General features: G+C 57.5%; 21 protein-coding genes. 9 read left to right on the top strand and 12 right to left on the bottom strand.

The window, feature by feature from the left end:
- Positions 1–355 precede the first annotated feature (355 nt).
- Positions 356–2,557, bottom strand: a complete 2,202-nt coding sequence (gene katG, locus ACR0AL_RS20575) for a catalase/peroxidase HPI (RefSeq protein WP_480664480.1) — start codon at positions 2,555–2,557, stop codon at positions 356–358.
- A 397-nt stretch (positions 2,558–2,954) separates the two neighbouring features.
- Between katG and ACR0AL_RS20570 the strand changes: the two genes are divergently transcribed.
- Positions 2,955–4,571, top strand: coding sequence for a GMC family oxidoreductase (locus tag ACR0AL_RS20570; RefSeq protein WP_170349451.1), 1,617 nt, complete (start codon positions 2,955–2,957; stop codon positions 4,569–4,571).
- Positions 4,572–4,574: 3 nt separating this feature from the next.
- Here the strand turns inward: ACR0AL_RS20570 and ACR0AL_RS20565 are convergent, their stop codons facing one another.
- Positions 4,575–5,420, bottom strand: a complete 846-nt coding sequence (locus ACR0AL_RS20565) for an SDR family oxidoreductase (protein ID WP_170349453.1) — start codon at positions 5,418–5,420, stop codon at positions 4,575–4,577.
- A 90-nt stretch (positions 5,421–5,510) separates the two neighbouring features.
- On the opposite strand from ACR0AL_RS20565, the gene ACR0AL_RS20560 reads away from it, so the two are divergent.
- Positions 5,511–6,143: a class I SAM-dependent DNA methyltransferase gene (locus ACR0AL_RS20560; protein ID WP_170349455.1), complete on the top strand. Its 633-nt coding sequence runs from the start codon at positions 5,511–5,513 to the stop codon at positions 6,141–6,143.
- Between the two features lie 4 nt (positions 6,144–6,147).
- Here ACR0AL_RS20560 and ACR0AL_RS20555 read toward each other — a convergent pair whose 3' ends face one another.
- Both ACR0AL_RS20555 and ACR0AL_RS20550 read right to left on the bottom strand, forming a co-directional pair.
- The gene (locus tag ACR0AL_RS20555; protein WP_480664478.1) at positions 6,148–7,137 is read right to left on the bottom strand and encodes a sterol desaturase family protein; all 990 of its coding nucleotides are present in this window, start codon (positions 7,135–7,137) and stop codon (positions 6,148–6,150) included.
- 11 nt (positions 7,138–7,148) lie between these two features.
- Positions 7,149–7,904 carry a class II aldolase and adducin N-terminal domain-containing protein gene (locus ACR0AL_RS20550; protein WP_480664476.1) on the bottom strand — a complete coding sequence of 252 codons (756 nt, stop codon included), beginning with the start codon at positions 7,902–7,904 and terminating at the stop codon, positions 7,149–7,151.
- Positions 7,905–8,020: 116 nt separating this feature from the next.
- Between ACR0AL_RS20550 and ACR0AL_RS20545 the strand changes: the two genes are divergently transcribed.
- From ACR0AL_RS20545 to ACR0AL_RS20530, 4 genes are all read left to right on the top strand, one after another.
- Positions 8,021–8,896 carry a LysR family transcriptional regulator gene (locus ACR0AL_RS20545; RefSeq protein WP_170349460.1) on the top strand — a complete coding sequence of 292 codons (876 nt, stop codon included), beginning with the start codon at positions 8,021–8,023 and terminating at the stop codon, positions 8,894–8,896.
- A gap of 144 nt (positions 8,897–9,040) precedes the next feature.
- Positions 9,041–10,843, top strand: a complete 1,803-nt coding sequence (gene ade, locus ACR0AL_RS20540) for an adenine deaminase (RefSeq protein ID WP_170349462.1) — start codon at positions 9,041–9,043, stop codon at positions 10,841–10,843.
- Positions 10,840–12,303, top strand: a complete 1,464-nt coding sequence (locus tag ACR0AL_RS20535) for an AMP nucleosidase (RefSeq protein WP_170349465.1) — start codon at positions 10,840–10,842, stop codon at positions 12,301–12,303. The genes ade and ACR0AL_RS20535 overlap by 4 nt, the downstream gene beginning before the upstream one ends.
- 130 nt (positions 12,304–12,433) lie before the next feature.
- The gene (locus ACR0AL_RS20530) at positions 12,434–12,721 is read left to right on the top strand and encodes an HU family DNA-binding protein (RefSeq protein WP_170349467.1); all 288 of its coding nucleotides are present in this window, start codon (positions 12,434–12,436) and stop codon (positions 12,719–12,721) included.
- A 61-nt stretch (positions 12,722–12,782) separates the two neighbouring features.
- On the opposite strand, the gene ACR0AL_RS20525 is transcribed toward ACR0AL_RS20530, so the two are convergent.
- The 3 genes from ACR0AL_RS20525 to ACR0AL_RS20515 form a co-directional block, all read right to left on the bottom strand.
- Positions 12,783–13,016 carry a hypothetical protein gene (locus ACR0AL_RS20525; RefSeq protein ID WP_480664474.1) on the bottom strand — a complete coding sequence of 78 codons (234 nt, stop codon included), beginning with the start codon at positions 13,014–13,016 and terminating at the stop codon, positions 12,783–12,785.
- A 170-nt stretch (positions 13,017–13,186) separates the two neighbouring features.
- Positions 13,187–13,540 (bottom strand): hypothetical protein, encoded by a 354-nt coding sequence (locus ACR0AL_RS20520; RefSeq protein WP_480649344.1) that lies wholly within the window; start codon positions 13,538–13,540, stop codon positions 13,187–13,189.
- Positions 13,541–13,685: 145 nt separating this feature from the next.
- Positions 13,686–14,903 carry a BCCT family transporter gene (locus tag ACR0AL_RS20515; RefSeq protein ID WP_437436467.1) on the bottom strand — a complete coding sequence of 406 codons (1,218 nt, stop codon included), beginning with the start codon at positions 14,901–14,903 and terminating at the stop codon, positions 13,686–13,688.
- Positions 14,904–15,064: 161 nt separating this feature from the next.
- On the opposite strand from ACR0AL_RS20515, the gene ACR0AL_RS20510 reads away from it, so the two are divergent.
- Complete coding sequence (locus ACR0AL_RS20510) at positions 15,065–15,952, top strand: DMT family transporter (protein ID WP_480664472.1); 888 nt, start codon at positions 15,065–15,067, stop codon at positions 15,950–15,952.
- On the opposite strand, the gene ACR0AL_RS20505 is transcribed toward ACR0AL_RS20510, so the two are convergent.
- On the bottom strand, positions 15,928–16,449 hold the full coding sequence (locus tag ACR0AL_RS20505) for a glutathione peroxidase (RefSeq protein WP_480649347.1): 522 nt from the start codon (positions 16,447–16,449) through the stop codon (positions 15,928–15,930). The two genes, ACR0AL_RS20510 and ACR0AL_RS20505, sit on opposite strands and share 25 nt — an antisense overlap.
- Before the next feature lie 142 nt (positions 16,450–16,591).
- Here ACR0AL_RS20505 and msrB point away from each other — a divergent pair, with 142 nt between their 5' ends.
- Together msrB and msrA are read left to right on the top strand one after the other, a co-directional pair.
- Positions 16,592–17,041 (top strand): peptide-methionine (R)-S-oxide reductase MsrB, encoded by a 450-nt coding sequence (gene msrB, locus ACR0AL_RS20500; RefSeq protein WP_170349474.1) that lies wholly within the window; start codon positions 16,592–16,594, stop codon positions 17,039–17,041.
- On the top strand, positions 17,038–17,547 hold the full coding sequence (gene msrA / locus ACR0AL_RS20495) for a peptide-methionine (S)-S-oxide reductase MsrA (protein ID WP_170349476.1): 510 nt from the start codon (positions 17,038–17,040) through the stop codon (positions 17,545–17,547). The genes msrB and msrA overlap by 4 nt, the downstream gene beginning before the upstream one ends.
- 21 nt (positions 17,548–17,568) lie before the next feature.
- On the opposite strand, the gene ACR0AL_RS20490 is transcribed toward msrA, so the two are convergent.
- The 4 genes from ACR0AL_RS20490 to mtgA form a co-directional block, all read right to left on the bottom strand.
- Positions 17,569–19,572, bottom strand: coding sequence for a hydantoinase/oxoprolinase family protein (locus ACR0AL_RS20490; protein WP_170361172.1), 2,004 nt, complete (start codon positions 19,570–19,572; stop codon positions 17,569–17,571).
- Between the two features lie 72 nt (positions 19,573–19,644).
- A complete protein-coding gene (gene queG, locus ACR0AL_RS20485) occupies positions 19,645–20,682 on the bottom strand; it encodes a tRNA epoxyqueuosine(34) reductase QueG (RefSeq protein WP_480649351.1) in 1,038 nt (345 codons plus the stop codon).
- A gap of 74 nt (positions 20,683–20,756) precedes the next feature.
- Positions 20,757–21,422, bottom strand: a complete 666-nt coding sequence (gene fzlA, locus ACR0AL_RS20480; protein ID WP_170349481.1) for an FtsZ-binding protein FzlA — start codon at positions 21,420–21,422, stop codon at positions 20,757–20,759.
- 58 nt (positions 21,423–21,480) lie between these two features.
- Entirely contained in the window at positions 21,481–22,215 is a 735-nt protein-coding gene (gene mtgA / locus ACR0AL_RS20475; protein ID WP_170361165.1) for a monofunctional biosynthetic peptidoglycan transglycosylase, read from the bottom strand.
- Positions 22,216–22,258 lie beyond the last annotated feature (43 nt).

Raw genomic sequence — 22,258 nt, 5'->3', positions numbered from 1 at the left:
TAACAAATCCCTCAAGATGCCCCCAGTCTCTCCTGAGCGTCTCCGCCGTCTCCAGCGTCCCAACACCGCCTCAGCAGCGCCGGTGAAGGGGTATTTACGGATTAGGTCTGGGACCTGCAACCCCCATTTTGAAAAAACTTCGCTTTTCCCCTCAGAAACTTACCCACCTTAATGAAATCAATAAGTTAACTTAACAATTCGTGGGAAAAACCCGCTTACAGGCCACTGAAATTGGGGGAAGGGTTGATCTATGGGCGGAATCGTACCCAATGCTTGGTATGCGCCCCGGGGCTGGGCCAAAGAAAACGCCGCCCGAGTCTCTTCGGACGGCGCAATCATTACGTTAGTCGCGTGTTTACGACAGATCGAAGCGATCCGCGTTCATCACCTTGTTCCAGGCCGAGACAAAGTCGCAGACGAATTTGCCCCCGGCATCGGCCTGACCGTAGACCTCGGCCAGCGCTCGCAGTTGCGAGTTTGACCCAAAGACCAGATCAACACGTGTTCCGGTCCACTTGACCGCCCCGCTGGTGCGGTCGCGGCCTTCATAGACGCCGTTGCCCGCAGCTTTCCACTCGGTACCCATGTCCAGCAGGTTGGTAAAGAAATCGGTGCTGAGCGTGCCGACGTTGTTAGTGAACACACCATGTGTTGTGTCGCCGAACGTCGCGCCCATTACCCGAAGCCCGCCAACCAACGCCGTCATTTCCGGGGCTGACAGAGCCAGCAGCTGCGCCCGATCGATCAACAGTTCTTCGGGCGAAACGCTGTAGTCGGACTTTTGATAGTTCCGGAAGCCGTCTGCAAATGGCTCCATCACCGAGAACGACTCGACATCCGTCTGATCCTGCGTCGCATCTGTGCGGCCCGGGGCGAACGGTACCTGAACCTCATGACCCGCCGCTTTGGCGGCCTGTTCAATACCGGCTGCACCGCCCAGAACGATCACATCGGCCAAAGAGACCCGTTTGTTGCCCGACTGCGCATCGTTAAACGCTTTCTGAACGCCTTCCAACGCATCCAGCGCTTTGGACAGCTTCATCGGTTCGTTCACGTCCCAGTCTTTCTGCGGCGCAAGACGGATGCGGGCGCCATTGGCTCCGCCGCGCTTGTCCGACCCGCGGAATGTCGAGGCCGAAGCCCAGGCGGTCGACACCAGTTCAGAGACCGACAGGCCGGCTGCCAGAATCTTGCTCTTCAGGTCAGCCGCATCCGTGTCGTCGATCAGGTCGTGATCCACGGCCGGTACATTGTCCTGCCACAGCAACTCTTCGGTCGGGGCCTCATCACCGACATAGTTCGAGCGCGGGCCCATATCGCGGTGGGTCAGCTTGAACCAGGCACGGGCAAAGGCGTCCGCGAACTCTTCCGGGTTCTCGTGGAACCGCTTTGAGATCGGGCCATAGATCGGGTCCATGCGCATCGCCATGTCCGCCGTTGTCATCATTGTCTTGACCTTTTTCGACGGATCATGCGCCGCAGGGGCCATATCTTCTTCTTTCACGCCGACCGGTTCCCAGATCCAGGCGCCCGAGGGGCTTTTGGTCAGGTTCCAGTCATAGCCGAACAGCAGGTCGAAATAGCCATTGTCCCATTGGATCGGGTTCGCGGTCCACGCCCCTTCGATCCCGCTGGTGGTGGTGTCGTCACCCTTGCCCGAACCGAACTTGTTTATCCAGCCAAGGCCCATTTCCTCGATCGGCGCAGCCTCGGGTTCCGGACCAACCAGATCGGGATCACCTGCGCCGTGTGCCTTGCCAAAGGTGTGACCACCCGCGACCAATGCGACTGTCTCTTCGTCATTCATTGCCATCCGACCAAACGTGTCGCGGATGTCACGACCAGAGGCCAACGCATCAGGCTGCCCGTCGGGGCCCTCGGGGTTCACATAGATCAGGCCCATCTGCACGGCGGCCAGCGGGTTTTCCAGATCACGCTCGCCTGAATAGCGGCTGTGAGGATTGTCTGTCGGAGCGAGCCATTCCGTTTCCGTACCCCAATAGATGTCTTCTTCGGGTGCCCAGATGTCTTCGCGGCCACCGGCAAAGCCAAAGGTGTTGCCACCCATGGATTCGATGGCGCAGTTACCGGCCAAAATAATCAGATCTGCCCAGGAAATCTGATTGCCGTATTTCTGTTTGATTGGCCACAACAGACGGCGCGCCTTGTCTAGGTTGCCGTTGTCCGGCCAGCTGTTCAGCGGCGCAAAGCGTTGGTTACCGGTCGACGCGCCACCACGGCCATCTGCGGTCCGGTACGTTCCGGCGCTGTGCCAGGCCATCCGGATGAACAGTCCACCGTAATGACCGTAATCCGCCGGCCACCAATCCTGAGAATCCGTCATCAGCGCGTACAGGTCTTCCTTCAGCGCTTTCATGTCCAGCTTCTTGAACTCTTCCGCGTAATTAAAATCGCCCCCAAGCGGGTTCGACGCGGGCGCATGCTGGTGTAGGATCGACAGGTTCAGTTGGTTGGGCCACCAATCCCGGTTTGACCGGGTTCCGGCGCCATGCATCACCGGGCATCCGCCCGTTTTGGGGTTATCACTTCCATCCATATCGATCTCCATTCCTGGCTAATTTCCGGCAGGTTCGCACGGTTCAAACTTGGTCGATCAAGAACTCATGCAGATGACACCTTTACCCGCCCTTAACGCGCGCCCAGGGGCACGCGTTTTTCGCTCGGGGGGATCGGCGACTCTTTGGTCTTGTCACCACCAGAAGTAGCAAATCAAAATCATGCATAAAAGTTTTGTTTAATGATGAATGCGATAGGAAATGATTATGGTATTTTCATAATCCACAGCGTTACGACCCGTTCACCGGCAGCACCACAAAATAACCTTGGGTCACATCCCAATAGCGCCAATTGTTTTTTTCGACCGCTGCGCCACAGTCAGACCCACGGAAGGTTACAGGCATAGCCATACCCGATCCGGCACTGAGGGAGTCAAAATGGAATTCGACTACGTCATCGTTGGCGGCGGGTCCGCGGGTTCGGTACTGGCCAATCGCCTCAGCGCCGACCCAAACACCCGCGTTTGCCTGCTTGAGGCTGGCGGTCGTGGCGACAGTATTCTGGTCCGTATGCCCTCGGCCGTGGTCGCTGCCCTGCCCGGGCGGCCAAAGATCAACAACTGGGCGTTCGAGACCGTGCCACAGCCGGGCCTGAACGGACGCCGGGGGTATCAGCCGCGCGGCAAGGCACTGGGTGGGTCCAGTGCCATCAATGCGATGCTTTACATACGGGGACAGCGTCAGGACTATGACGGCTGGTCCGATCTGGGCTGCACCGGCTGGGATTGGGAGAGCGTGCTACCCTTTTTCAAACGATCCGAGAATAATGAGGACGGAGCCGATGATCTGCATGGTGACAGCGGTCCGGTTCAGGTTTCACACCAAAAAGAGCCGCGCCCGATCACTCATGATTTCATCCGCGCAGCCGAACAATTGCAGCACCGCCGCACGCATGACTTTAACCGTGGCAACAATGAAGGGGTCGGCCTGTACCAAGTGACCCAATTTCACGACCCGGCCCGAAATGGAGAGCGTTGTTCAGCAGCTGCGGCCTATGTCTTTCCGGTGATGGACCGCCCGAACCTGAAAGTCATCACTCATGCAGTGGCAAAAGAACTGACATTCGACGGCAAGCGCGCGAGCGGCGTGATCTACAAGAAAAAAGGCAAAGGGCCCGACATCGTGGTTACGGCCAGACGAGAAGTGCTGATTTGTGCCGGTGCACTCAAATCTCCACAATTGCTGCAACTGTCAGGAATTGGGGATGGCGCGGACCTTGCCCGACACGGCATCACCGTGCGCCATAACCTGCCCGGCGTTGGCCAGAACCTGCAGGATCACCTAGATTTTATTCTGTCCTACAAAACAAAAGACACTGACAATTTCGGGATCGGGGCGACCGCATCGGTGAACCTGCTGCGGCACCTGCTGCGTTGGCGTAAGACCGGCGTTTCAATGGCGGCCACGCCGTTTGCCGAAGGGGCGGCTTTTCTGAAAACATCGCCTGATCTGGATCGGCCTGATATTCAGCTGCATTTCACTATTGCCTTGGTCGACGATCACGCCCGCAAACTGCATTACGGTCACGGATTTACTTGCCACGTCTGCAAATTGCGCCCCGAAAGCCGGGGCACGGTGGGGCTGCACAGCGCCGACCCATTCGCCGCCCCTGCCATTGATCCAGCGTTCCTGTCTGACGACCGTGATCTGGAAACGCTGATCAAGGGCGCGCGGATGACGCGTGACATCATTCAGGCCCCGGCGCTGGAGAAGTATCGGCACAAGGAAATGTTCGGAACCGAAACCGCGCAAACCGATGCCGATTGGGAAAACCACATCCGCGATCGCGCCGACACGATCTATCACCCGGTCGGGACCTGCAAAATGGGTTTGGATGACATGGCCGTGGTCGACCCGGAATTGCGCGTACGTGGTATCGATGCGCTGCGCGTGATCGACGCTTCGGTTATGCCGACGCTGGTGTCCGGCAACACCAATGCTCCCACCATCATGATTGCCGAAAAGGCCGCTGAACTGATCAAGGCTGCTGGCTGAGCGTCAGGTGTCTTTCATCAGGGCCTCAAGCCCGGTGCGGTAATCAGGATAAAGCAGACGTACGCCCAGTTCGTCCTTGATCCGATCATTCCTGACCCGCTTGTTTTCGTTATAGAAACTGCGGGCCATTGGGGTCAGATCAGCCTCGTCGAACGGCACCTCTGGCGGTAAGGGCAGGCCCTGCAACTCAGCGGCATAGGCGATCACGTCCTGCGGTGGCACCGGCTCATCATCGCAGACGTTATATATGGCACCAGGGTTGGGCGCGGCCATCGAGGCGGCCAGAACCTGTGCGATATCCGCGACGTGAATGCGCGAAAACACCTGACCGGGCTTGATAATACGCCGCATCCCCGCCCGCTTGAGCTTGGAAAACGGACCGCGACCGGGACCATAGATGCCCGCCAGCCGGAAAATATGTGTGGGCAGATCAGGGATGCTCATCCACTGCTGTTCAGCCTTCACCCGCCATCTGCCACGCTCAGCCGTGGGCGCAGGCGGGGTAGTTTCATCCACCCATGCGCCTTGATGATCGCCATAGACTGCGGTCGTCGACAGGTATCCCACCCATTCAAACTGCGCAGCCCGCGCAGAAATCTCATCTTGCAGGGCAGCCAGCACCGGGTCTCCGTCCGCTTTCGGCGCCGTCGAAATCAGCAAATGCGTCACCCCGTCCAGATTCGGCACCTGCCCTGGCCAGACCAGCGGGTCTGCTCCGGATGCGCGAATAGCGGGGGATTGGGCCGGGTCGCGTGTGGTGCCGCAGATACGCCAACCTTGTGGTTCAAGTAGCTGGGACAAGGCTTGCGCCGAATATCCGTGGCCGAACGAAAAAAGAGTTCCTGTCATGGCGCCTTAGATGATCCGCAATCCCGGCGGATGCAAGCAATTGCGCCGGAATACTTGATTCGAATCCCTCAATGCGCCTTTCTTTTGAGTATGAGTGACAAAACACCCAATCTGCACGCTGCCTATGCCCTGGACTCACCGGAAGAACACAAACGGCTCTATGCCGAGTGGGCCGGGGACTATGACGATTCCTTTGCAGCACTTGAAGACTATCAACTGCACATCCATACGGCCCGTGCCTTTGTGAGCGCGGGTGGGCAAGGCCCGGTTCTGGATGTGGGCGCAGGCACAGGACTGTGCGGTGCGGTTCTGGCCGGTCTGGGCGTCGGGCCAATTGACGCCACGGATATCAGCGCCGAAATGCTGGATCAGGCCATGCGCAAGGATATCTACCGCGATGCGATTGAGGCAGACCTGAACCAGGGTATCCCGGTCCCGCGCGACAGCTATGCGGGCATCGTATCCTCGGGCACTTTCACCCATGGCCATCTGGGCCCTGAGGCCCTGCCCGCCCTGCTGCGCATCGCCCGCCCCGGCGCACAGTTCGCCCTGTCGATCAACGCAAAACACTATGAAAAAATGGGCTTTGCCGAAACCTTGCATAAAATGGCGCAGGGCCAGATTCGAAACCTGACCCTGCCCGAGGTGCGCATCTATGGGGACCTCGCCGCAGGCCCCAACAAGGATGATACCGCTCTGATCGCCTTGTTCGAGCGGAGCTGACCTTTCAGGTATACATCTGCTTTTTGAAAGCGCGCGTCCGCGTCGTCGCCTCGGCCGAGCCGTCGTGATAGGTGCCAAACCACTTGTCGAACGGAATCTCAGAGGTGCCGTAGTTGCACTCGAAATACCGATGATGCAGCTGGTGGAAGAAGTCCCCTGCGCGGGCGGCATCGGTTTCCCGGGCACGCAGCTTTTCAAATCCGGAATGCGACAGGACCGGGCTGACCTGTTGGAAATAGGCATGGAACAGCAGGTGCAGCGGATGCGAGGGCACGATCAAGTGGATGAAGTAGGTGGTGAAGTACAGGATGTTTTCGAACCAATGGTTTGAAATGCCTGACCACGGCCCCGTATTTACGTTGCGGTGATGCACGGCATGCACGTGTTTATACAGCTTGGGGTGATGTTCCAGCCGATGCACCCAGTAAAAATGCAATCCCGACCACATCGGTATGAATGCCAGCCAAACCACGCACCAGACCGGTGCGCTGGCCCAAGTTACGGTGGGCACATAGCCGTTCGCCATCGCCCAGTAGATGATCCACTGATACACTGTCGCGACTGTCATCGCGCTGCCCAGCGTCCACCAGATATTGTCCCAAACCTGATTGCGAAAGGTGAACGTGCCGTTGCTGCGGGTCAGGTCGCGGCGGTCGAACTTTTTGTACATGCCCTGCCCTTTGCGCATGTACAGCCACCAGTGCAGACCACCCGCGATTAGAATCTGAGGCACCATGTTCAGCAGCCAAATGCGGAACATCCAGCCGGGTGCAAAGCTTTTCATCGTCTCTAACGCTGGGAAAAAGAGTACATAGGCTGTCACCGCCACCACCAAGCACAGAGTCAGCGACGTGATCTGCAACCAGGCACCGCTATACCATTTCAGCACGGCAGCGGGGCGCGGGGGCCAGTTGAACAACGGGTTCAATCCCACTGGCCCCTCGGGGTGGTAATTCCAGCGGGCGGCTTCGGGGTCCTGAGTGGAATCAGTCATAGCATTACCCTTTATGAGGCGTAGTCTGAGCCATCGGCATCCAGCAGAGCCTTGATTTCACGCAGATGCGCATCGGCCTGGTGGGGATACTCGTCCAGTTCCTGTGCCGTCTTTTCGGCAATCTCATCCGACAACACGCGCAACGGCTGGCCGGTTTGCAGCGCACGGATATACGTTTCGGCCGCGCGTTCGAAATAGTACAACCGGTTGAACGCATCCGCGGGATCGCTTCCGATCACCAACACGCCATGGTTGCCCATGATCATGACCTTCTTCTGCGGATCCGACAGCATTGACGCGCAGCGCTCACCTTCGCTTTCAAAGGCCAGACCACCAAATTCGTTATCCACCACATAGCGATTGTAGAAGGTGGCCGTATTCTGATCGATCGGCGGCAGGCGACTGTCGGCCAGCGAGGCCAGAACGGTGGCAAAGATCGAATGCACATGCATCACACAGCGCGCATGCGGGCAATGGCGGTGGATCGAGCCATGCAATCCCCACGCGGTTGGGTCAGGCGCACCGGGCTGAGACATGACGTTCGGGTCATTGGCATCCAGCAGCAACAGATTCGAGGCCTTGATACGGGCAAAATGCATCTGATTGGCATTCATCAGAAACTGCGTGCCATCATCATTCACTGCCAGACTGAAATGATTGGCGACGCCTTCATGCATGTTCAGACGTTCTGTCCAACGAAAGGTGGCGGCAAGATCTACGCGGTCCTCCCAGTGGTCGATATTGGGGCGCAGGTTTGTGATGGCCATTGCGGGCTCCGATAGGGTAGTTAGGGCTGCGGAAAAGCCTGCCTGCGCTTTAAAAAATTGACCAACGAAAAAAACAGTCCTAATTCATAAGTTGAGCTAATGGCAGGATTATGCGAATGCAGAAACAGCTTCCTCCGCTGGGGTGGTTACGCACGTTTGAAGCCGCTGCGCGCCACTTGTCCTTCACCGGCGCTGCCCGCGACCTGAACATGACCCAAAGCGCGGTCAGCCAGCAGATCAAATCGTTGGAGGGATATCTGGGCCAGCCCCTGTTCCTGCGCCGCCCGCGCGCGCTGGAACTGACCGAGGCCGGCATCACCTATCTGCCGGTGGTGCGCGAGGCGTTTCGAACGCTGGTCCGCGGCACGCAAGCCGTCACAGGCGCGCAGCAAAACGCCGTTCAGGTGCAAAGCAACATCACGTTTGCCGTCAATTGGCTGGCCCCGCGCCTGCCGCAATTCCGCGAGGCACACCCAGAAGTCCAACTGAACATTTTTACCGAATTATGGGAGCCGCGGGAGATGGCCGAAGGGGCCGCCGTGGAAATCCGATTTTCTCTGCGCCCATCCGATATGGTGCGAACGGAATTGTTGCGGACCGATTATTATTACCCAGTCTGTGCGCCGGGCTATGAAGTGATGCTGGACACGCTGCAACTAAAGCCGTTGTTCGATTGTTCGAATCTGCTGTCAAACTGGGCAAATTGGGCCGAAGAACAGGCTCTAATTTGGGGAAATCCGCCTATCACTTACTCGACAACCTATTTGGTCAGCCTGTCCGTCGCGATGGCAGGCGGGGGGCTATGCCTGACCCACGACACTATTGCACGCGGCTTAATCGAACAGGGGCGGCTTGTGGCCCCCTTTGCCCATCGCGCTCCAATGCCCGAAGCCTATTATCTGTTATTGTCACCCCAAGCCGAAGAAACCCCGGGGGCGCTGGCTTTTGCAGATTGGTTGCGCCGCGAGATGGAGGCAGACGCGCAGTCTTGATAAGGGGTACTCCCGCCCATCGTCACTGCCGCTGTGCGGCACTTCCTCTGGTTGGGTCCGGCAGCGCTGACGCGCTGCGTGACGGTTTCATGACAGCTGTACGGTGGGGGTTGAACCTTTCTCTGCATTCAGGAAAGTTGAGCCATGGAATACACACCTTTCCCAAGCTGGCCCGATGTCGCCCCTAAATTGATTGCCGTTGCCGCGGGACGGGAGGCCGCGGATTTGGTCATTCGCGGCGGCACTTGGGTGAATGTACATAGCCGCGAAACCCTACCCGATCACGACATTGCCATTGCCGCCGGGCGCATCGCGTATGTTGGGTCCGACGCGTCCCATTGCATTGGCCCCGACACGCAGATCATCGAAGCACATGGTCGCTATATGCTGCCGGGACTGTGCGACGCCCATATGCATATCGAATCGGGGATGTTGACCCCGGCTGAGTTTGCCCGTGCGGTGATTCCGCATGGCACCACCTCGATGTTCACCGACCCGCATGAGATTGCGAATGTGCTGGGGCTAGACGGCGTGCGCATGATGCATGATGAGGCGCTGATGCAGCCGGTGAACATCTTCACGCAGATGCCGTCATGTGCGCCGTCGGCACCGGGGCTTGAGACCACAGGTTATGAAATTACTGCTGAGGATGTGGCAGAGGCCATGAACTGGCCGGGCATCATCGGGCTGGGCGAGATGATGAATTTCCCCGGCGTTATTCACGGCGATCCGAAGATGCTTGCTGAAATCGCTGCGACCCAGCGAGCCGGGAAAACAGTCGGTGGGCATTACGCTTCGCCTGATTTAGGGCCTGATTTTGCAGCATATGTGGCCGGCGGACCAGCGGATGATCACGAAGGCACTTGCGAGGCCGATGCCATTGCCCGCGTGCGGCAGGGCATGCGGTCGATGATGCGGCTGGGCTCGGCTTGGTTTGATGTGGAAAGCCAGATCACAGCGGTCACCAATAAAGGATTGGACCCGCGCAATTTCATCCTGTGTACCGATGATTGTCATTCCGGCACCCTGGTCAATGACGGACACATGAATCGGGTTGTGCGCCATGCAATTGCTTGTGGTTGCGATCCGCTGGTGGCCTTGCAGATGGCAACGATCAACACGGCCACCCATTTCGGGTTGGAGCGTGAGATCGGTTCGATCACTCCGGGACGGCGAGCGGATATTATTCTCAGCTCGGACCTGACCGAGCTGCCCATCGAGATGGTCATTGCCCGCGGTCAGATTGCCGCCGAAAAGGGCGCAATTTCAGTAGATTGCCCGCATCTGAACTGGCCGGGTACTGCGCGCGACACCGTACATTTGGGGCACGCACTGACCGGTGCGGATTTCGAAATCAATGCCCCCGCAGGCGCCAATCGTGTGCAGGCCAATGTGATTGGCGTTGTGGAAAATCAGGCCCCCACAAAGGCGCTGAAATGCGAGCTGCCAATCATCGGCGGGTTGGTCGAAGGCGAAGGCGAGGTCTGCCAGATCGCGCTGGTCGAGCGCCACCGTGCCACCGGGGGGGTGACAAACGCCTTTGTCTCGGGCTTTGGATATCAAGGCAAAATGGCGATGGCTTCGACTGTGGCGCATGACAGTCACCACATGATCGTTGTCGGCACCGACCGTGACCAGATGGCACTGGCAGCAAACCGTTTGGCCGAGGTGGGGGGCGGCATCACTATATTCCGCGATGGCGCGGAACTGGCACTGGTGGAACTGCCCATTGCAGGCCTGATGTCGGATAGCCCAGCGACTGAAGTGGCGGCGAAAGCAGAACAGATGGTCGCGGCGATGCAGGCCTGCGGCTGCCAGTTGAACAACGCGTATATGCAGCACTCGCTGCTGGCCTTAGTCGTGATTCCCGAATTGAGGATTTCAGACCTTGGGCTGGTGGATGTGCGGACCTTTGAAAAGATCGACCTTTTGGAACCCCTTGCATGACAATAATCAGAACACCCGACGTTCCTACACCCGAGAAGTTCACCGACCCCGCGGCGGCGGTGGCTCGTCTGGAAGAGATTTACGATCAGGCGACCCAGTTCCTCTGCGACAGCTTTGCAAAGGCAATAGAAGGGGAGGCACCGCCCGAACGATTCAGAGCCTATTACCCGGAAATTCGCATCAAAACGGCGACCTATGCTCAGGTCGACAGCCGGCTTAGCTTTGGTCACGTCTCTGAACCCGGCACCCATGCCACCACGGTGACACGGCCCGATTTGTTCCGGTCCTACCTGACGCAGCAGATCGCCCTTTTGATCCGCAACCACGGCCAACCTGTGTCCATCGGCGCGTCGGACACGCCGATCCCGGTGCATTTTGCCGTCGCTAACAATCCCGACCTGGTGGTTCCGCATCAGGGAGCAGCCGGGTTTACGCTGCGCGATGTGTTCGACGTGCCGGATCTGACAACAACCAATGATGACATCGTTAACGGGGTTCATGATCACGAAGGGGATCACGGCCCGCTGGCCTTGTTCACCGCGCAACGGGTGGATTATTCGCTGGCACGGCTGGCGCATTATACGGCGACCGATCCCAGCCATTTCCAGAACCACGTGTTGTTCACCAACTACCAGTTCTATGTGTCCGAATTCGAAAACTACGCCCGATCACAGCTGGCCGATCCGGAAAGCGGCTATACCAGCTTTGTTTCAACCGGAAATGTCGAGATCACCTCGCCAGATGGCACATTGGACCAACCCCTGAAACTGCCGCAAATGCCGACCTATCACCTCAAACGCGAGGATGGGTCCGGGATTACTCTGGTCAATATCGGGGTGGGGCCGTCGAACGCCAAAACAGCCACCGACCATATTGCCGTCCTGCGCCCGCATGCCTGGTTGATGGTGGGCCATTGCGCCGGATTGCGGAACACCCAGGCATTGGGGGATTTCGTGCTGGCCCATGCCTATCTACGCGAAGACAAGGTACTGGACGACGACCTGCCCGTCTGGGTGCCGATCCCGCCCCTGGCCGAGGTTCAGGTCGCGTTGGAACGCGCCGTGGCCGAAGTCACCGAACTGGAAGGCTATGAACTCAAGCGGATCATGCGGACAGGTACCGTCGCCTCGGTCGACAACCGCAACTGGGAACTGCGCGATCAGTCCGGCCCAGTCCAACGCCTCAGCCAATCCCGCGCGATTGCGCTGGATATGGAAAGCGCCACCATCGCCGCCAATGGCTATCGGTTCCGGGTTCCATACGGCACATTGCTGTGTGTGTCCGACAAACCGCTGCATGGTGAATTAAAGCTTCCCGGGATGGCGTCGGCGTTCTATACCACTCAGGTCAGCCGCCATCTGGCGATCGGAATCCGTGCGATGGAACACCTGCGCGGCATGCCGTTAGAGCGTCTGCACAGCCGGAAATTGCGTTCATTTGACGAAACGGCCTTTCTCTGAAGCAAAAAAGCAACGAAATCCCCCTATTTTTAGGGTTTTCGACGCTACTATTCGTTGTGTTCGCCCACAATATCCCGTTACAGTTACGCGGTGAGGCCCTATTTATCGGGCACGTTAAGGAGACCAAGAAATGGCAAAGCCTATGACAAAGACTCAGCTGGTTGCTGCTCTCGCTGAGGAAATGGGAACCGACAAGAAAGCTGCAAACGCTGCGCTTGAGGCCGTGACCGGCCTGATCACCCGCGAAGTGTCGGCTGGTGGTGCGGTAACCCTGCCCGGTGTTGGCAAAATCTACTGCCGCGAGCGCCCCGAGCGCATGGTGCGCAACCCCGCCACCGGCGAGCAGTTCAAGAAAGAGGCCGACAAGGTGGTCAAGATGACCATCGCGAAGGCTCTGAAAGACAGCGTGAACGGCTGATCCCAGTCTAAACGGACAAGCGATTGAGGGCCGCCGATTGGGGGCCCTTTTTCTTTGCCTCTCAGTGCAGGCTTAGCAGCACTTCCAAATCGCGGCGGTTGAGGCGGGTCATCAAAGCCCTGTCATCAGCAGACAGTTTTGCCCCGTTACGAATGTATGCCTCGAGATACGCGGCAATTTCACTGGTCGAGCGATAGTACAAATCCGGCGAAGACCGGCTGAGTTCATCCACAAGCCTAAACAGCAGTTTCTTCTGTTTTTCCGAGTCCAGATCTTTGCGTTTTTCTTCCAGCATGAAGTTTCCTATCACCCTTACAGACGAGGTAGGGCTTCATAGCTCTTCAACAACTCTTATGCGTTGTTTCTTTCCGGTATTTTGGGCGCTTTTTTTTGCACCTAGCGACTAGAAGCAATTTCGATTGCGATGAGTTCTTTCGACCCAAAGATCAAAACCCTGTTTAAAACTTAAATTGGCAACCAGCAATCCGCCTCGTCAAAATAAAACCTCGTGAAAACTGGAGGCGCAAGGAAGGGATTTGGCCTCAATAAGACTTCTATCAAAGCTGTTTCATCTGGAAGCTTTTCACTACTTACTAAAGAACTTTCGGCGTCAATAACCCAGTGGTGCAAGTTTTTTGATGTTAAAAACTCGACGAAAGCGTGCTTCTTCAAACAGCCAACTTTCGCGGTTTCATCAATCAAACGAATGTAGGAAGTTTGTCGACCGCTCAGGCTCTCAAGAGCCGCCAATCGATAGGACTGATAAGCAAAAGCAAAGGCAAGCAATGAGAATAGCAGTAAAAGAATTATTCTTTTCATAGTCTTAAGCTATGCATACACATTTGATTTCACAAGCCGACGCAAAGCAATAATCTTACTCTGCAAAGCTGCGAAAACTGCCTGCTTTTCCGATGGAAACAACGGGCGCCTTGGCGCCCGTTTTTTGGTTAATCGCCAAAGTTGATCAGTGAACCGTTTCAACCTTGTGGAAGTCCAGATCGCGGTCTTCGGGCATCGAGTCGATGCTCAGCACCTCTTTGCGCTTGGCGATCAGGATATAGACCACGCAGGCCAGGTACAGGCCGACGACCACCGCTCCGATCCATTGGATCTGCAACCACTGGCTCTGGAACAACAGGGTCAGCACGAACAGCAGCACGACATTGCCTGCGACATAAATCGCCTTGCCGAACCGCTCGACCGTCATGTTCAGGTTGTCGGTGTAGAGCCTAATAAGAGAGTCCAGCGAGTTGATCACAAAGGTCACGCCCACAATCACCATCGCGATGTTGGTGATGCCTGCGGTGCTGATGCCGTTCAGGTGGTAGTAGTAGAGAACGGTGAACCAGATCGCCAACGGGATCGACGGGAAGATCAGCAGTGCCGCCAGCAATTGCCAGGTCTTCAACCCACCCACAAAGCGCGAGGTGAACTGGCCAATCATGATCGACCACGCAAACCACCAGAACAGGTAGAAGGCGTGATAGTCTGTCAGCGGCAGGACGAATTTGTGCAGGTTGGCGAAATAGGCCCCGATATTGCTGCTGGTTTCCGCAAAACCGGTAAAGCCCATGCCAGCTGCAACCCACATGCCAAGGATCAGCGCCAGAAACAGAAAGGTCGAGCCCACCGAAAGGATACGCACGTATTTCAGGTCGGTCGACGAATAGGCCGCCGCCAGAATGACCACAAATACGATGACATAGAAGGTGGTGACCACGGATTCGCCGTCTCCGACCTCGGGCAGGTAGCCGGGCAGGTAGATCAGGAACAGGCTGGCGGTAAAGGCGCAGGTGCCGATGATCACCACGTTGTTGATCAGCTTGACCAGCGGGATCTCAAAGAACTTGACCCGCGGTTCGATCACGCAGAAGTAGAACGCGGTTAGGAAATAGAAGGCCCAGATCAGAAAGCCCCAGAAGCCGAACTCGATCGCCAGCGGATTGGCAAAGGCATAGGCTGGATCTTCGGCATAGCCGCCGAACTCGGTCAGCGGGAACATGATCAGGCCGACATCCAGACCGGATGTGAACAGGATCGCGATGAAGGTGAACAGATGAACAGGCGTCACACCGACGCAGCGCAGATTCCACCATTTCACTACGAAGAAAGCGACCAGGCCCAAAGCCAATAGGACGCCAAAAGACAGAATGTATTCCAGAAGCACTGACAAACCTCCCATAATCAGCCAGATTTTTCGCATTTATCTTTAATTGGCCGGTCAATCAATAAAAACGTCGCAGTTTTCACGCTTGCCCCAAAGGTGTGGTTTTTTGGCAAGGGGCGCTTGCGGCCTGATGGAAATTCGGAAACAGTCGCCGCGTTCTGACTGGGGGATGCTCAATGGATCTGCGCGCCATCGCCATGGGGCTGGTTTTTGCTTTTATCTGGTCCTCGGCTTTCACCTCAGCCCGGATCATCGTTGCCGATGCGTCGCCTCTGTTCTCGCTGGCACTGCGGTTCTTCATATCGGGATTGATAGGCGTGGCTATCGCACGGGCCATGGGGCAAAGCTGGCACCTGACCCGATCCCAGTGGCGCGCTACAATTCTGTTCGGAATTTGCCAGAATGCCCTTTATTTGGGTCTGAATTTCTATGCGATGCAAACAGTCGAAGCCTCGGTGGCGGCTATAATCGCGTCCACCATGCCGTTACTGGTCGCTTTGGCCGGATGGTTGTTTTTGGGTGAAAAGCTGCGCCCGGTTGCGGTGCTGGGTCTGATCGCCGGATTTGCTGGCGTCGCCCTGATCATGAGCACCCGCATCGGCGGTGGCCTCGACCTGTTTGGTGTGGCTTTGTGTTGTATCGGGGCGCTGGCGCTGACTTTTGCCACACTGACCATTCGCGGCGCCACATCGGGCGGCAATTTCATGATGGTAGTCGGATTGCAGATGCTTGTGGGCTCAGCCGTTCTGTTTGTTGCCGCCCCCATATTCGAGACGATCTTTATCCACCCAACCGTGCCTCTGGCGCTGGCTTTCACCTATACCACTTTGTTCCCGGGCCTGTTGGCCACGCTAATCTGGGTTCTGCTGCTGGACCGGATCGGAGCCACCCGCGCGGCGACCTTCCATTTCCTCAACCCGGTCTTCGGCGTTACCATCGCCGCTATTCTATTGGGCGAAAAGCTAGGCCCGCTGGATGCTGTCGGGGTTGGGATCACGACACTGGGCATTTTAGCAGTGCAGCTTTCCCGCCAACCTGCTCAGGGCAATAAAGCCTCGACCTGACGCAGCAGCTTTGGTGAGTCCGGTTTCACATTTGCACCATATGTAACGACGACTTCCCCGTTGGGGTCGAGCAATATTTTGTTAAAATTCCAACTAGGCTCAAACCCGGTTTGCGCCTTTACCTCCTTGTAAAATAGATGGGCATCGGCACCCCTGACCGGCGTAATATCCGTCATTGGCAATGTTAGTCCATAATTCAACTCGCAGAATTGCCGGACTTCTTCAGCAGACCCTAACTCCTGATTGAACGAGTCTGACGGCACGGCCAAAACCACAAGTCCGCGGTTAGAATAAACCTCATGCACCTTTTGCAGAGATTCATATTGTCCGGTAAATCCGCAGTGTGACGCAGTGTTGACGACAAGAACCGGTTGTCCTCTCCAATCTGCGATCGAAATGGTGCCACCATCGATTGACGCGAATTCTCCGCTCAGCGGCGCGGCCTGAACGGCGCGACCAAGCATTATCAAAGCCGTTAGTAGAAGCATTCTGATCATTACATGGCCTCCCTTTGCTCTCATTACGTACGGAAACCGATTGCAGATCACCTGCACGACTGCGCGAGGACACTGAAATAGGGCTTTGAATTCTGCACCCCTGCCCCCAGATTATGCCACAAGTTTAATGACCGGAGGACCCATGACCCAATTCACTAAATCCCCCGAAGCCATCGCGGCATTGTCGCCCGAAGAGTTTCACGTCACGCAGCGCAGCGGAACTGAGCGCCCGGGCACCGGCAAATACCTGAGCAACAAGGAACCGGGTATTTACGTGGACATCGTCTCGGGCGAGCCGTTGTTCGCCTCGACCCACAAATACGAATCCGGTTGCGGCTGGCCCAGTTTCACAAAGCCCATCATCCATGAGCATGTGGAGGAGTTTCACGACGCCACCCATGGTATGATCCGCACCGAAGTCCGCTCGAAACACGGCGACAGCCATCTGGGACATGTGTTCCCGGACGGCCCGCGTGAACATGGCGGGCTGCGCTACTGCATCAACTCTGCCGCCTTGCGATTCATTCATCGCGATGAGATGGAGGCCGAAGGTTATGGCGAGTACCTGATCCATGTGGAGGACATCAAATGACCGAACAACGCGCCGTTCTTGCCGGGGGCTGTTTCTGGGGCATGCAAGACCTGATCCGCAAATTGCCGGGCGTGTCGCGCACGCGCGTTGGCTATACTGGCGGTGACGTGCCCAATGCCACCTATCGCAATCACGGCACCCATGCCGAAGGGATTGAGATCTTTTTCGATCCAGCCAAGATAACCTATCGCGAATTGCTGGAGTTTTTCTTTCAGATCCACGACCCGACCACGCCGAACCGTCAGGGCAATGACCGCGGGATGAGCTATCGCTCGGCCATCTATTTTGTCGATGACGAGCAAAAACAAGTGGCGCTGGATACGATCGCCGATGTGAATGCCAGCGGTCTGTGGCCCGGCAAAGTGGTGACCGAGGTCGAGCCCGTCAGTGATTTCTGGGACGCCGAGCCCGAACATCAGGATTACCTGGAACGTATCCCAAACGGTTACACTTGCCACTTCCCGCGCGCGGGGTGGGTTCTGCCCAAACGCGACGCGGCTGAATAATACGGGTAGCCCCCTGCGGGGCTATTCCGACGCAACGCGGGGCCTGCCACTGGCCTCAACGGTGACCATAGCCTCGACGAATACCTCCTGCGCTTCGATACGGGCAGTGCGGATGTCCCGGTCAACCACGACCCGTATATCCGCAGCCCCGGCCTGACGCACAGCGCCCTCTGCCTCGTCCCGCAGCACCGATTCAAGCATGTCCAGCGCCTTGTCGGATTCGGTGAAATCCTGTGGACCGTCCTCAAGATGTACCCTGAACCGCCCCTCGGACGGGGATGTCACCGTGCCGGACCGGCGCAGGGTCAGCCGTCCGACCACAGCACCGATGGCGTTGGCCACGCCCGCGTGTTCAGGCAGGATCATGCGGGCGTGCAGTCGTTCCCCAACCGCTGGGTAGTAGCTGGGGGCCGAGGCCCCAAGACCCACCACACCCACATTCAACGCTGTATCCAGCGCCAAAAGTCCACGATGGCGCGCCAGCCCTTTTTGCGTCAGAACGTGACGGGCAAGATCGGCAGAGGGCACGCCAAAGTCATCGGCCTCTTCAGCAAAAGCACTCTCTAGCAAGGTCAATGCGGTCTGTTCGGTCAACTGGTCCACGATCATCTGCGCCAGCTTTTCCGGTGATGCGGCCAACATGTCGCCGGTTCCTACACGCTTGCGCGCGACAATCTCCAACGCTTTACGCGCCGCATCCGCATCCCACGCATCCAGCCGGCCCAACATATGGCTGGCATCCGAAGGCGTCACGCCAGAGACCTGAACGATCCCGCGATCCACCAGGCGCGTCAGGGCACCGTTTTCCATCCGGGTGCGCAATAGATCGCTGAGCGGCATGACATTATTGCCCAACCGCTCCATCAACGCCTCTTCCCGCGCGCCCAGGCCTTCGGCGTGGATGCCTGGGACTTGGCGGGCAAACCGGGTATCATGTTCGCCCACCGTTGTGGACCGCAATTGCATATCCAAAACCGCGTGGACAACATCTGGTGCCTCAGATGCAATCAGGGAAACCGGCAAAACCCGTCGCGGCCCCAAAAACACACCGCCACCCAAACCTTCGGTCACCACATGCATCTGACTGTCACCACCCAGACCATGGGTACGCATCGCCACGGCTTCAACCATGGTGCGGAAACCGCCGACCTGAGCGCCCGCTGGGTCAATTGCAGGTTTGCCATCGCGGATCAGGGCCACATCCGTGGTCGTTCCACCGATATCCGACACCAGCGCATTCTCTGCCCCGGTCAGCCAACTGGCTCCGACGATAGACGCAGCAGGTCCGCTGAGGATGGTCTCAATCGGGCGTTCCCTTGCCTGTTCGGCACTCATCAACGCACCATCTCCACGCACAACCATCATCGGCGCGGTGATGCCCAATTCCAGCAACCGATCCTGTGCGCGCCCGATTAACCGGTCGATCATCCCGATCAAACGGGCGTTCAATACCGCCGTCACCGCCCGTTTCGGGCCGTTCAATTTGGCTGACAGATGATGTGAGCATGTCACCGGTGCGCCGGTCCTGTCGGTGATGATCCGTGCGGCCTCCAGCTCATGTGCGGGGTTGCGGGTGGCAAATTGCGAGGCCACCGCAAAGCCAGATATGCCTTTATGAGAGTCTAAAAATGCGTCCAACGCGGTCACATCCAACGGCGTGGTCTCTCCCCCGGCATGGGTGTGACCCCCGGAAATTACCAGCGCCGGATCGCCCTTCAGCGCATCCCGCAATCCGTGCTTATCCAGATCGCCATCCTTGAACCCGATGTAGATTAACGCAACCCGTCCACCCTGCCCTTCAACGAGCGCATTCGTGGCCAGTGTGGTCGACAAGGACGCCATGGAAATCTGCCCCGGTGCCACCTGCGCCGCATCCAGAACCGCCTGAATAGCCTTACCCACACCGATCGCCAGATCAGCTCGCGTGGTCAGGGACTTGGCCGAGGCGATCACCTCACGCTCATCCCGGATCAGCACCGCGTCGGTGTATGTTCCACCCGTATCCACCCCCAAAGCCAGCGCCATCGGGTTCTCCTTCCTGTTCGCTGCTGATGGGTGTAGCGGTTTGGACCGACACGTCCAGCCTGTTTGCGGCACTTACGCCAGTTGTTCGACCGCCCAGCGCGCGGCATCTGCCACCGTTGGGTCTGGATCTTCCACCAATCCTTGCGCCACCGGTCGCAACGAAGCCATTCCCGAATTGCCGATGGCATACAGAACATTACGCACGAACCGATCGCGCCCGATCCGTTTGATGGGCGACCCGGAAAACTTCGCCCGAAACGCGGCATCGTCCAATACCGCCAGCTCCGCCAGGGGTGGCGCTTTCAGATCGTCCCGTGCGGCGTACCGGACATCGCTGGCCGCAACGGCGAATTTGTTCCACGGACAGGCTGCCAGACAATCGTCGCAACCGTAAATCCGATTGCCCAGCTTGCCGCGCAGGTCTTCCTCAATCGGACCTTTATGTTCGATTGTCAGATACGAAATGCAGCGCCGCGCATCCAACTGATACGGGGCCGGAAACGCATCCGTTGGGCATGAATCCAAACAAGCCCGGCATTTTCCACAATGATCGGTTTCGGCCACGTCGACCGGCAAGTCCAATGTCGTGAAAACAGAGCCTATAAAGGCCCAATTTCCCCAATCTCGGCTGACAAGGTTGGTATGTTTCCCCTGCCAACCCAGCCCTGCGGCATGGCCTAACGCCTTCTCTGGAACAGGCGCGGTATCAACAAAGACCTTAACTTCTCCGCCGCATTCGGCAATCAGCCAGCGCGCCAGCCGCTTCAACCGTTTCTTGACCAGATCATGATAATCCTTGTTCTGCGCATAGACAGAGATCGCCGCCCTGTCTGGATGATCCAGTATATCAGTCGGATCATGCTCGGGCGCATAGCTTTCGGCCAGCATGATCACCGACCGCGCCTCGGGCCACAGGGCCGCCGGATCACCCCGCCAATGGGTACGCTCAGCCATCCATCCCATTTGCCCATGATATTCAGCCTGAAGAAATGCCTCCAGCCGTGACGGCACCTGCGGTACATCCCAGGGTCGACAGATCCGGCAAGACACAAAGCCCTCGCTCAGTGCCTGCGCCACCAACTTTTCCTTTAGATCCGATCCGCTCTTCATCTGGCTAAAAATATCCTTGGGGGTGAATTGGCCTATAGGGCCAAAAAGGGGCAGACAGCCCTTGTTCTACCCTATCAGAAATCCAGATCGGCGTAATGCGCAGGGGGTCGGAATCCAGGCACCTGATCCGCAAGAATCGACCGAAACGCGGGGCGTGACTTGATCTTGGCATACCAGTCTTTCACCGCTTGCGATCTATTCCAGTCCACGTCCGAGATATAATCCAGCGCTGACAAATGTGCTGCAGCGGCAAAATCGGCCAATGTCATCTGATCCCCCGCAAGCCAACGGCGGTGATCCAAAAGCCAGGCCATGTAGTCCAGATGATATTTGATTGCCCGCGCGCCTTCCTTGACGTTCTTGCTGTCCGGATAGCCTTCACCGGTGACTTTCTTGTTCACCCGTTCATACAGCAGTTTCGAAGTCACCTCGTGGTGGAACTTATCATCGAACCATCCCACCAGACGCCGCACTTCGTACCGGCTTTCGGGTGTTTTCGGCATCAACGCAGGCTCCGGACGCGTTTCCTCGATATATTCACAAATCGCCGCGCTTTCCGCCATCACCTGCCCGTCCAGTCGCAACACCGGCACCTTTCCGGCAGGGTTGCGGCGCAGGAAATCCGGGTCTTTCTCCCAGTATTTCTCTTCGACCAGCTCAACCTCGATCTTCTTTTCCGCCAAAGACAGACGAACCTTGCGGCAATAAGGGGACAGGGGAACGTGAAACAAACGCGCCATGAGCTTCCAATCGAACCAGTGTATACCCCCCAGCTTTAGCCTTGAGGGGTGTTGAGTTTCAATCCTCGAAACAATCCGCGCGACCATCTGCGCGGATGGTGGCCGCTCCATCCAGGATCGACGCGGCCCGTCTGCGCGTCCGCACTGACGGATCAGTGACCGAGCGATTGCGGGGTGAGGGCAAAATCGCCGCGATCCGGGCCGCCTGAACCGGACTCAGCCGGGCAGCGGATACGTTGAAATTGCTTTGAGCCGCCGCTTCGACCCCAAATACGCCCTGTCCGGTTTCAGCGACGTTCAGATAGACCTCGAGAATACGCTGTTTGCTCCAGAAGATCTCGACAACCGGCGTGATCGAAGTTTCCAGCGCTTTACGCACCCAGCTGCGGCCCTGCCACAGGAATACGTTTTTCACCACCTGCTGGGTAATGGTCGACGCCCCGCGTGATCCGCCATCTTCCAGCGCATCGCGAATTGCCTCCACGTCAAAGCCCCAGTGTTGGCAGAAATTCGCATCCTCGGCCGCGACAACCGCGCGGGCCATGACGGGCGAGATCTCTTCTATCGGGACCCAGTCACGCTCGACCTTGCCCAGCCGGCGCCATTCAGACCAGATCGTGTGGGTCACGGGCGGGTTCACCACCGAATACAAAACGACCAATGCAACGACGAACACAACGGCCGCCAACAAGCCACGACTGACCCATCGGCGAAGCCGTTGCATCAGTGGGGTTTTGGCTTTGGATGCCTTTTTTTTCTTACCGCTTTTTTTGCGGACTGCTGCTTTTGCCATGTCACAGCTATACGACGTTGGGCGCGCGTTTGAAACGGGTGTT

The sequence above is a fragment of the Ruegeria sp. BB1 genome (genome assembly GCF_056539465.1).
The sequence above is the reverse complement of the archived record's forward strand: the minus strand, read 5'-3'. Positions and strand labels throughout refer to the sequence as shown.

Bases quoted from the DNA above. Each gene is read 5' to 3' on its own strand.
- ACR0AL_RS20525 (WP_480664474.1), bottom strand. From the start codon at position 13,016: ATGCTGGAAGAAAAACGCAAAGATCTGGACTCGGAAAAACAGAAGAAA.
- ade (WP_170349462.1), top strand. From the start codon at position 9,041: ATGGAATACACACCTTTCCCAAGCTGGCCCGATGTCGCCCCTAAATTG.
- ACR0AL_RS20530 (WP_170349467.1), top strand. From the start codon at position 12,434: ATGGCAAAGCCTATGACAAAGACTCAGCTGGTTGCTGCTCTCGCTGAG.
- ACR0AL_RS20490 (WP_170361172.1), bottom strand. From the start codon at position 19,572: ATGGCGCTGGCTTTGGGGGTGGATACGGGTGGAACATACACCGACGCG.
- queG (WP_480649351.1), bottom strand. From the start codon at position 20,682: ATGAAGAGCGGATCGGATCTAAAGGAAAAGTTGGTGGCGCAGGCACTG.
- ACR0AL_RS20565 (WP_170349453.1), bottom strand. From the start codon at position 5,420: ATGACAGGAACTCTTTTTTCGTTCGGCCACGGATATTCGGCGCAAGCC.
- ACR0AL_RS20520 (WP_480649344.1), bottom strand. From the start codon at position 13,540: ATGAAAAGAATAATTCTTTTACTGCTATTCTCATTGCTTGCCTTTGCT.
- ACR0AL_RS20535 (WP_170349465.1), top strand. From the start codon at position 10,840: ATGACAATAATCAGAACACCCGACGTTCCTACACCCGAGAAGTTCACC.
- ACR0AL_RS20550 (WP_480664476.1), bottom strand. From the start codon at position 7,904: ATGGCCATCACAAACCTGCGCCCCAATATCGACCACTGGGAGGACCGC.
- katG (WP_480664480.1), bottom strand. From the start codon at position 2,557: ATGGATGGAAGTGATAACCCCAAAACGGGCGGATGCCCGGTGATGCAT.
- ACR0AL_RS20505 (WP_480649347.1), bottom strand. From the start codon at position 16,449: ATGATCAGAATGCTTCTACTAACGGCTTTGATAATGCTTGGTCGCGCC.
- msrA (WP_170349476.1), top strand. From the start codon at position 17,038: ATGACCGAACAACGCGCCGTTCTTGCCGGGGGCTGTTTCTGGGGCATG.
- ACR0AL_RS20560 (WP_170349455.1), top strand. From the start codon at position 5,511: ATGAGTGACAAAACACCCAATCTGCACGCTGCCTATGCCCTGGACTCA.
- msrB (WP_170349474.1), top strand. From the start codon at position 16,592: ATGACCCAATTCACTAAATCCCCCGAAGCCATCGCGGCATTGTCGCCC.
- ACR0AL_RS20570 (WP_170349451.1), top strand. From the start codon at position 2,955: ATGGAATTCGACTACGTCATCGTTGGCGGCGGGTCCGCGGGTTCGGTA.
- mtgA (WP_170361165.1), bottom strand. From the start codon at position 22,215: ATGGCAAAAGCAGCAGTCCGCAAAAAAAGCGGTAAGAAAAAAAAGGCA.
- ACR0AL_RS20515 (WP_437436467.1), bottom strand. From the start codon at position 14,903: ATGGGAGGTTTGTCAGTGCTTCTGGAATACATTCTGTCTTTTGGCGTC.
- ACR0AL_RS20510 (WP_480664472.1), top strand. From the start codon at position 15,065: ATGGATCTGCGCGCCATCGCCATGGGGCTGGTTTTTGCTTTTATCTGG.
- fzlA (WP_170349481.1), bottom strand. From the start codon at position 21,422: ATGGCGCGTTTGTTTCACGTTCCCCTGTCCCCTTATTGCCGCAAGGTT.
- ACR0AL_RS20545 (WP_170349460.1), top strand. From the start codon at position 8,021: ATGCAGAAACAGCTTCCTCCGCTGGGGTGGTTACGCACGTTTGAAGCC.
- ACR0AL_RS20555 (WP_480664478.1), bottom strand. From the start codon at position 7,137: ATGACTGATTCCACTCAGGACCCCGAAGCCGCCCGCTGGAATTACCAC.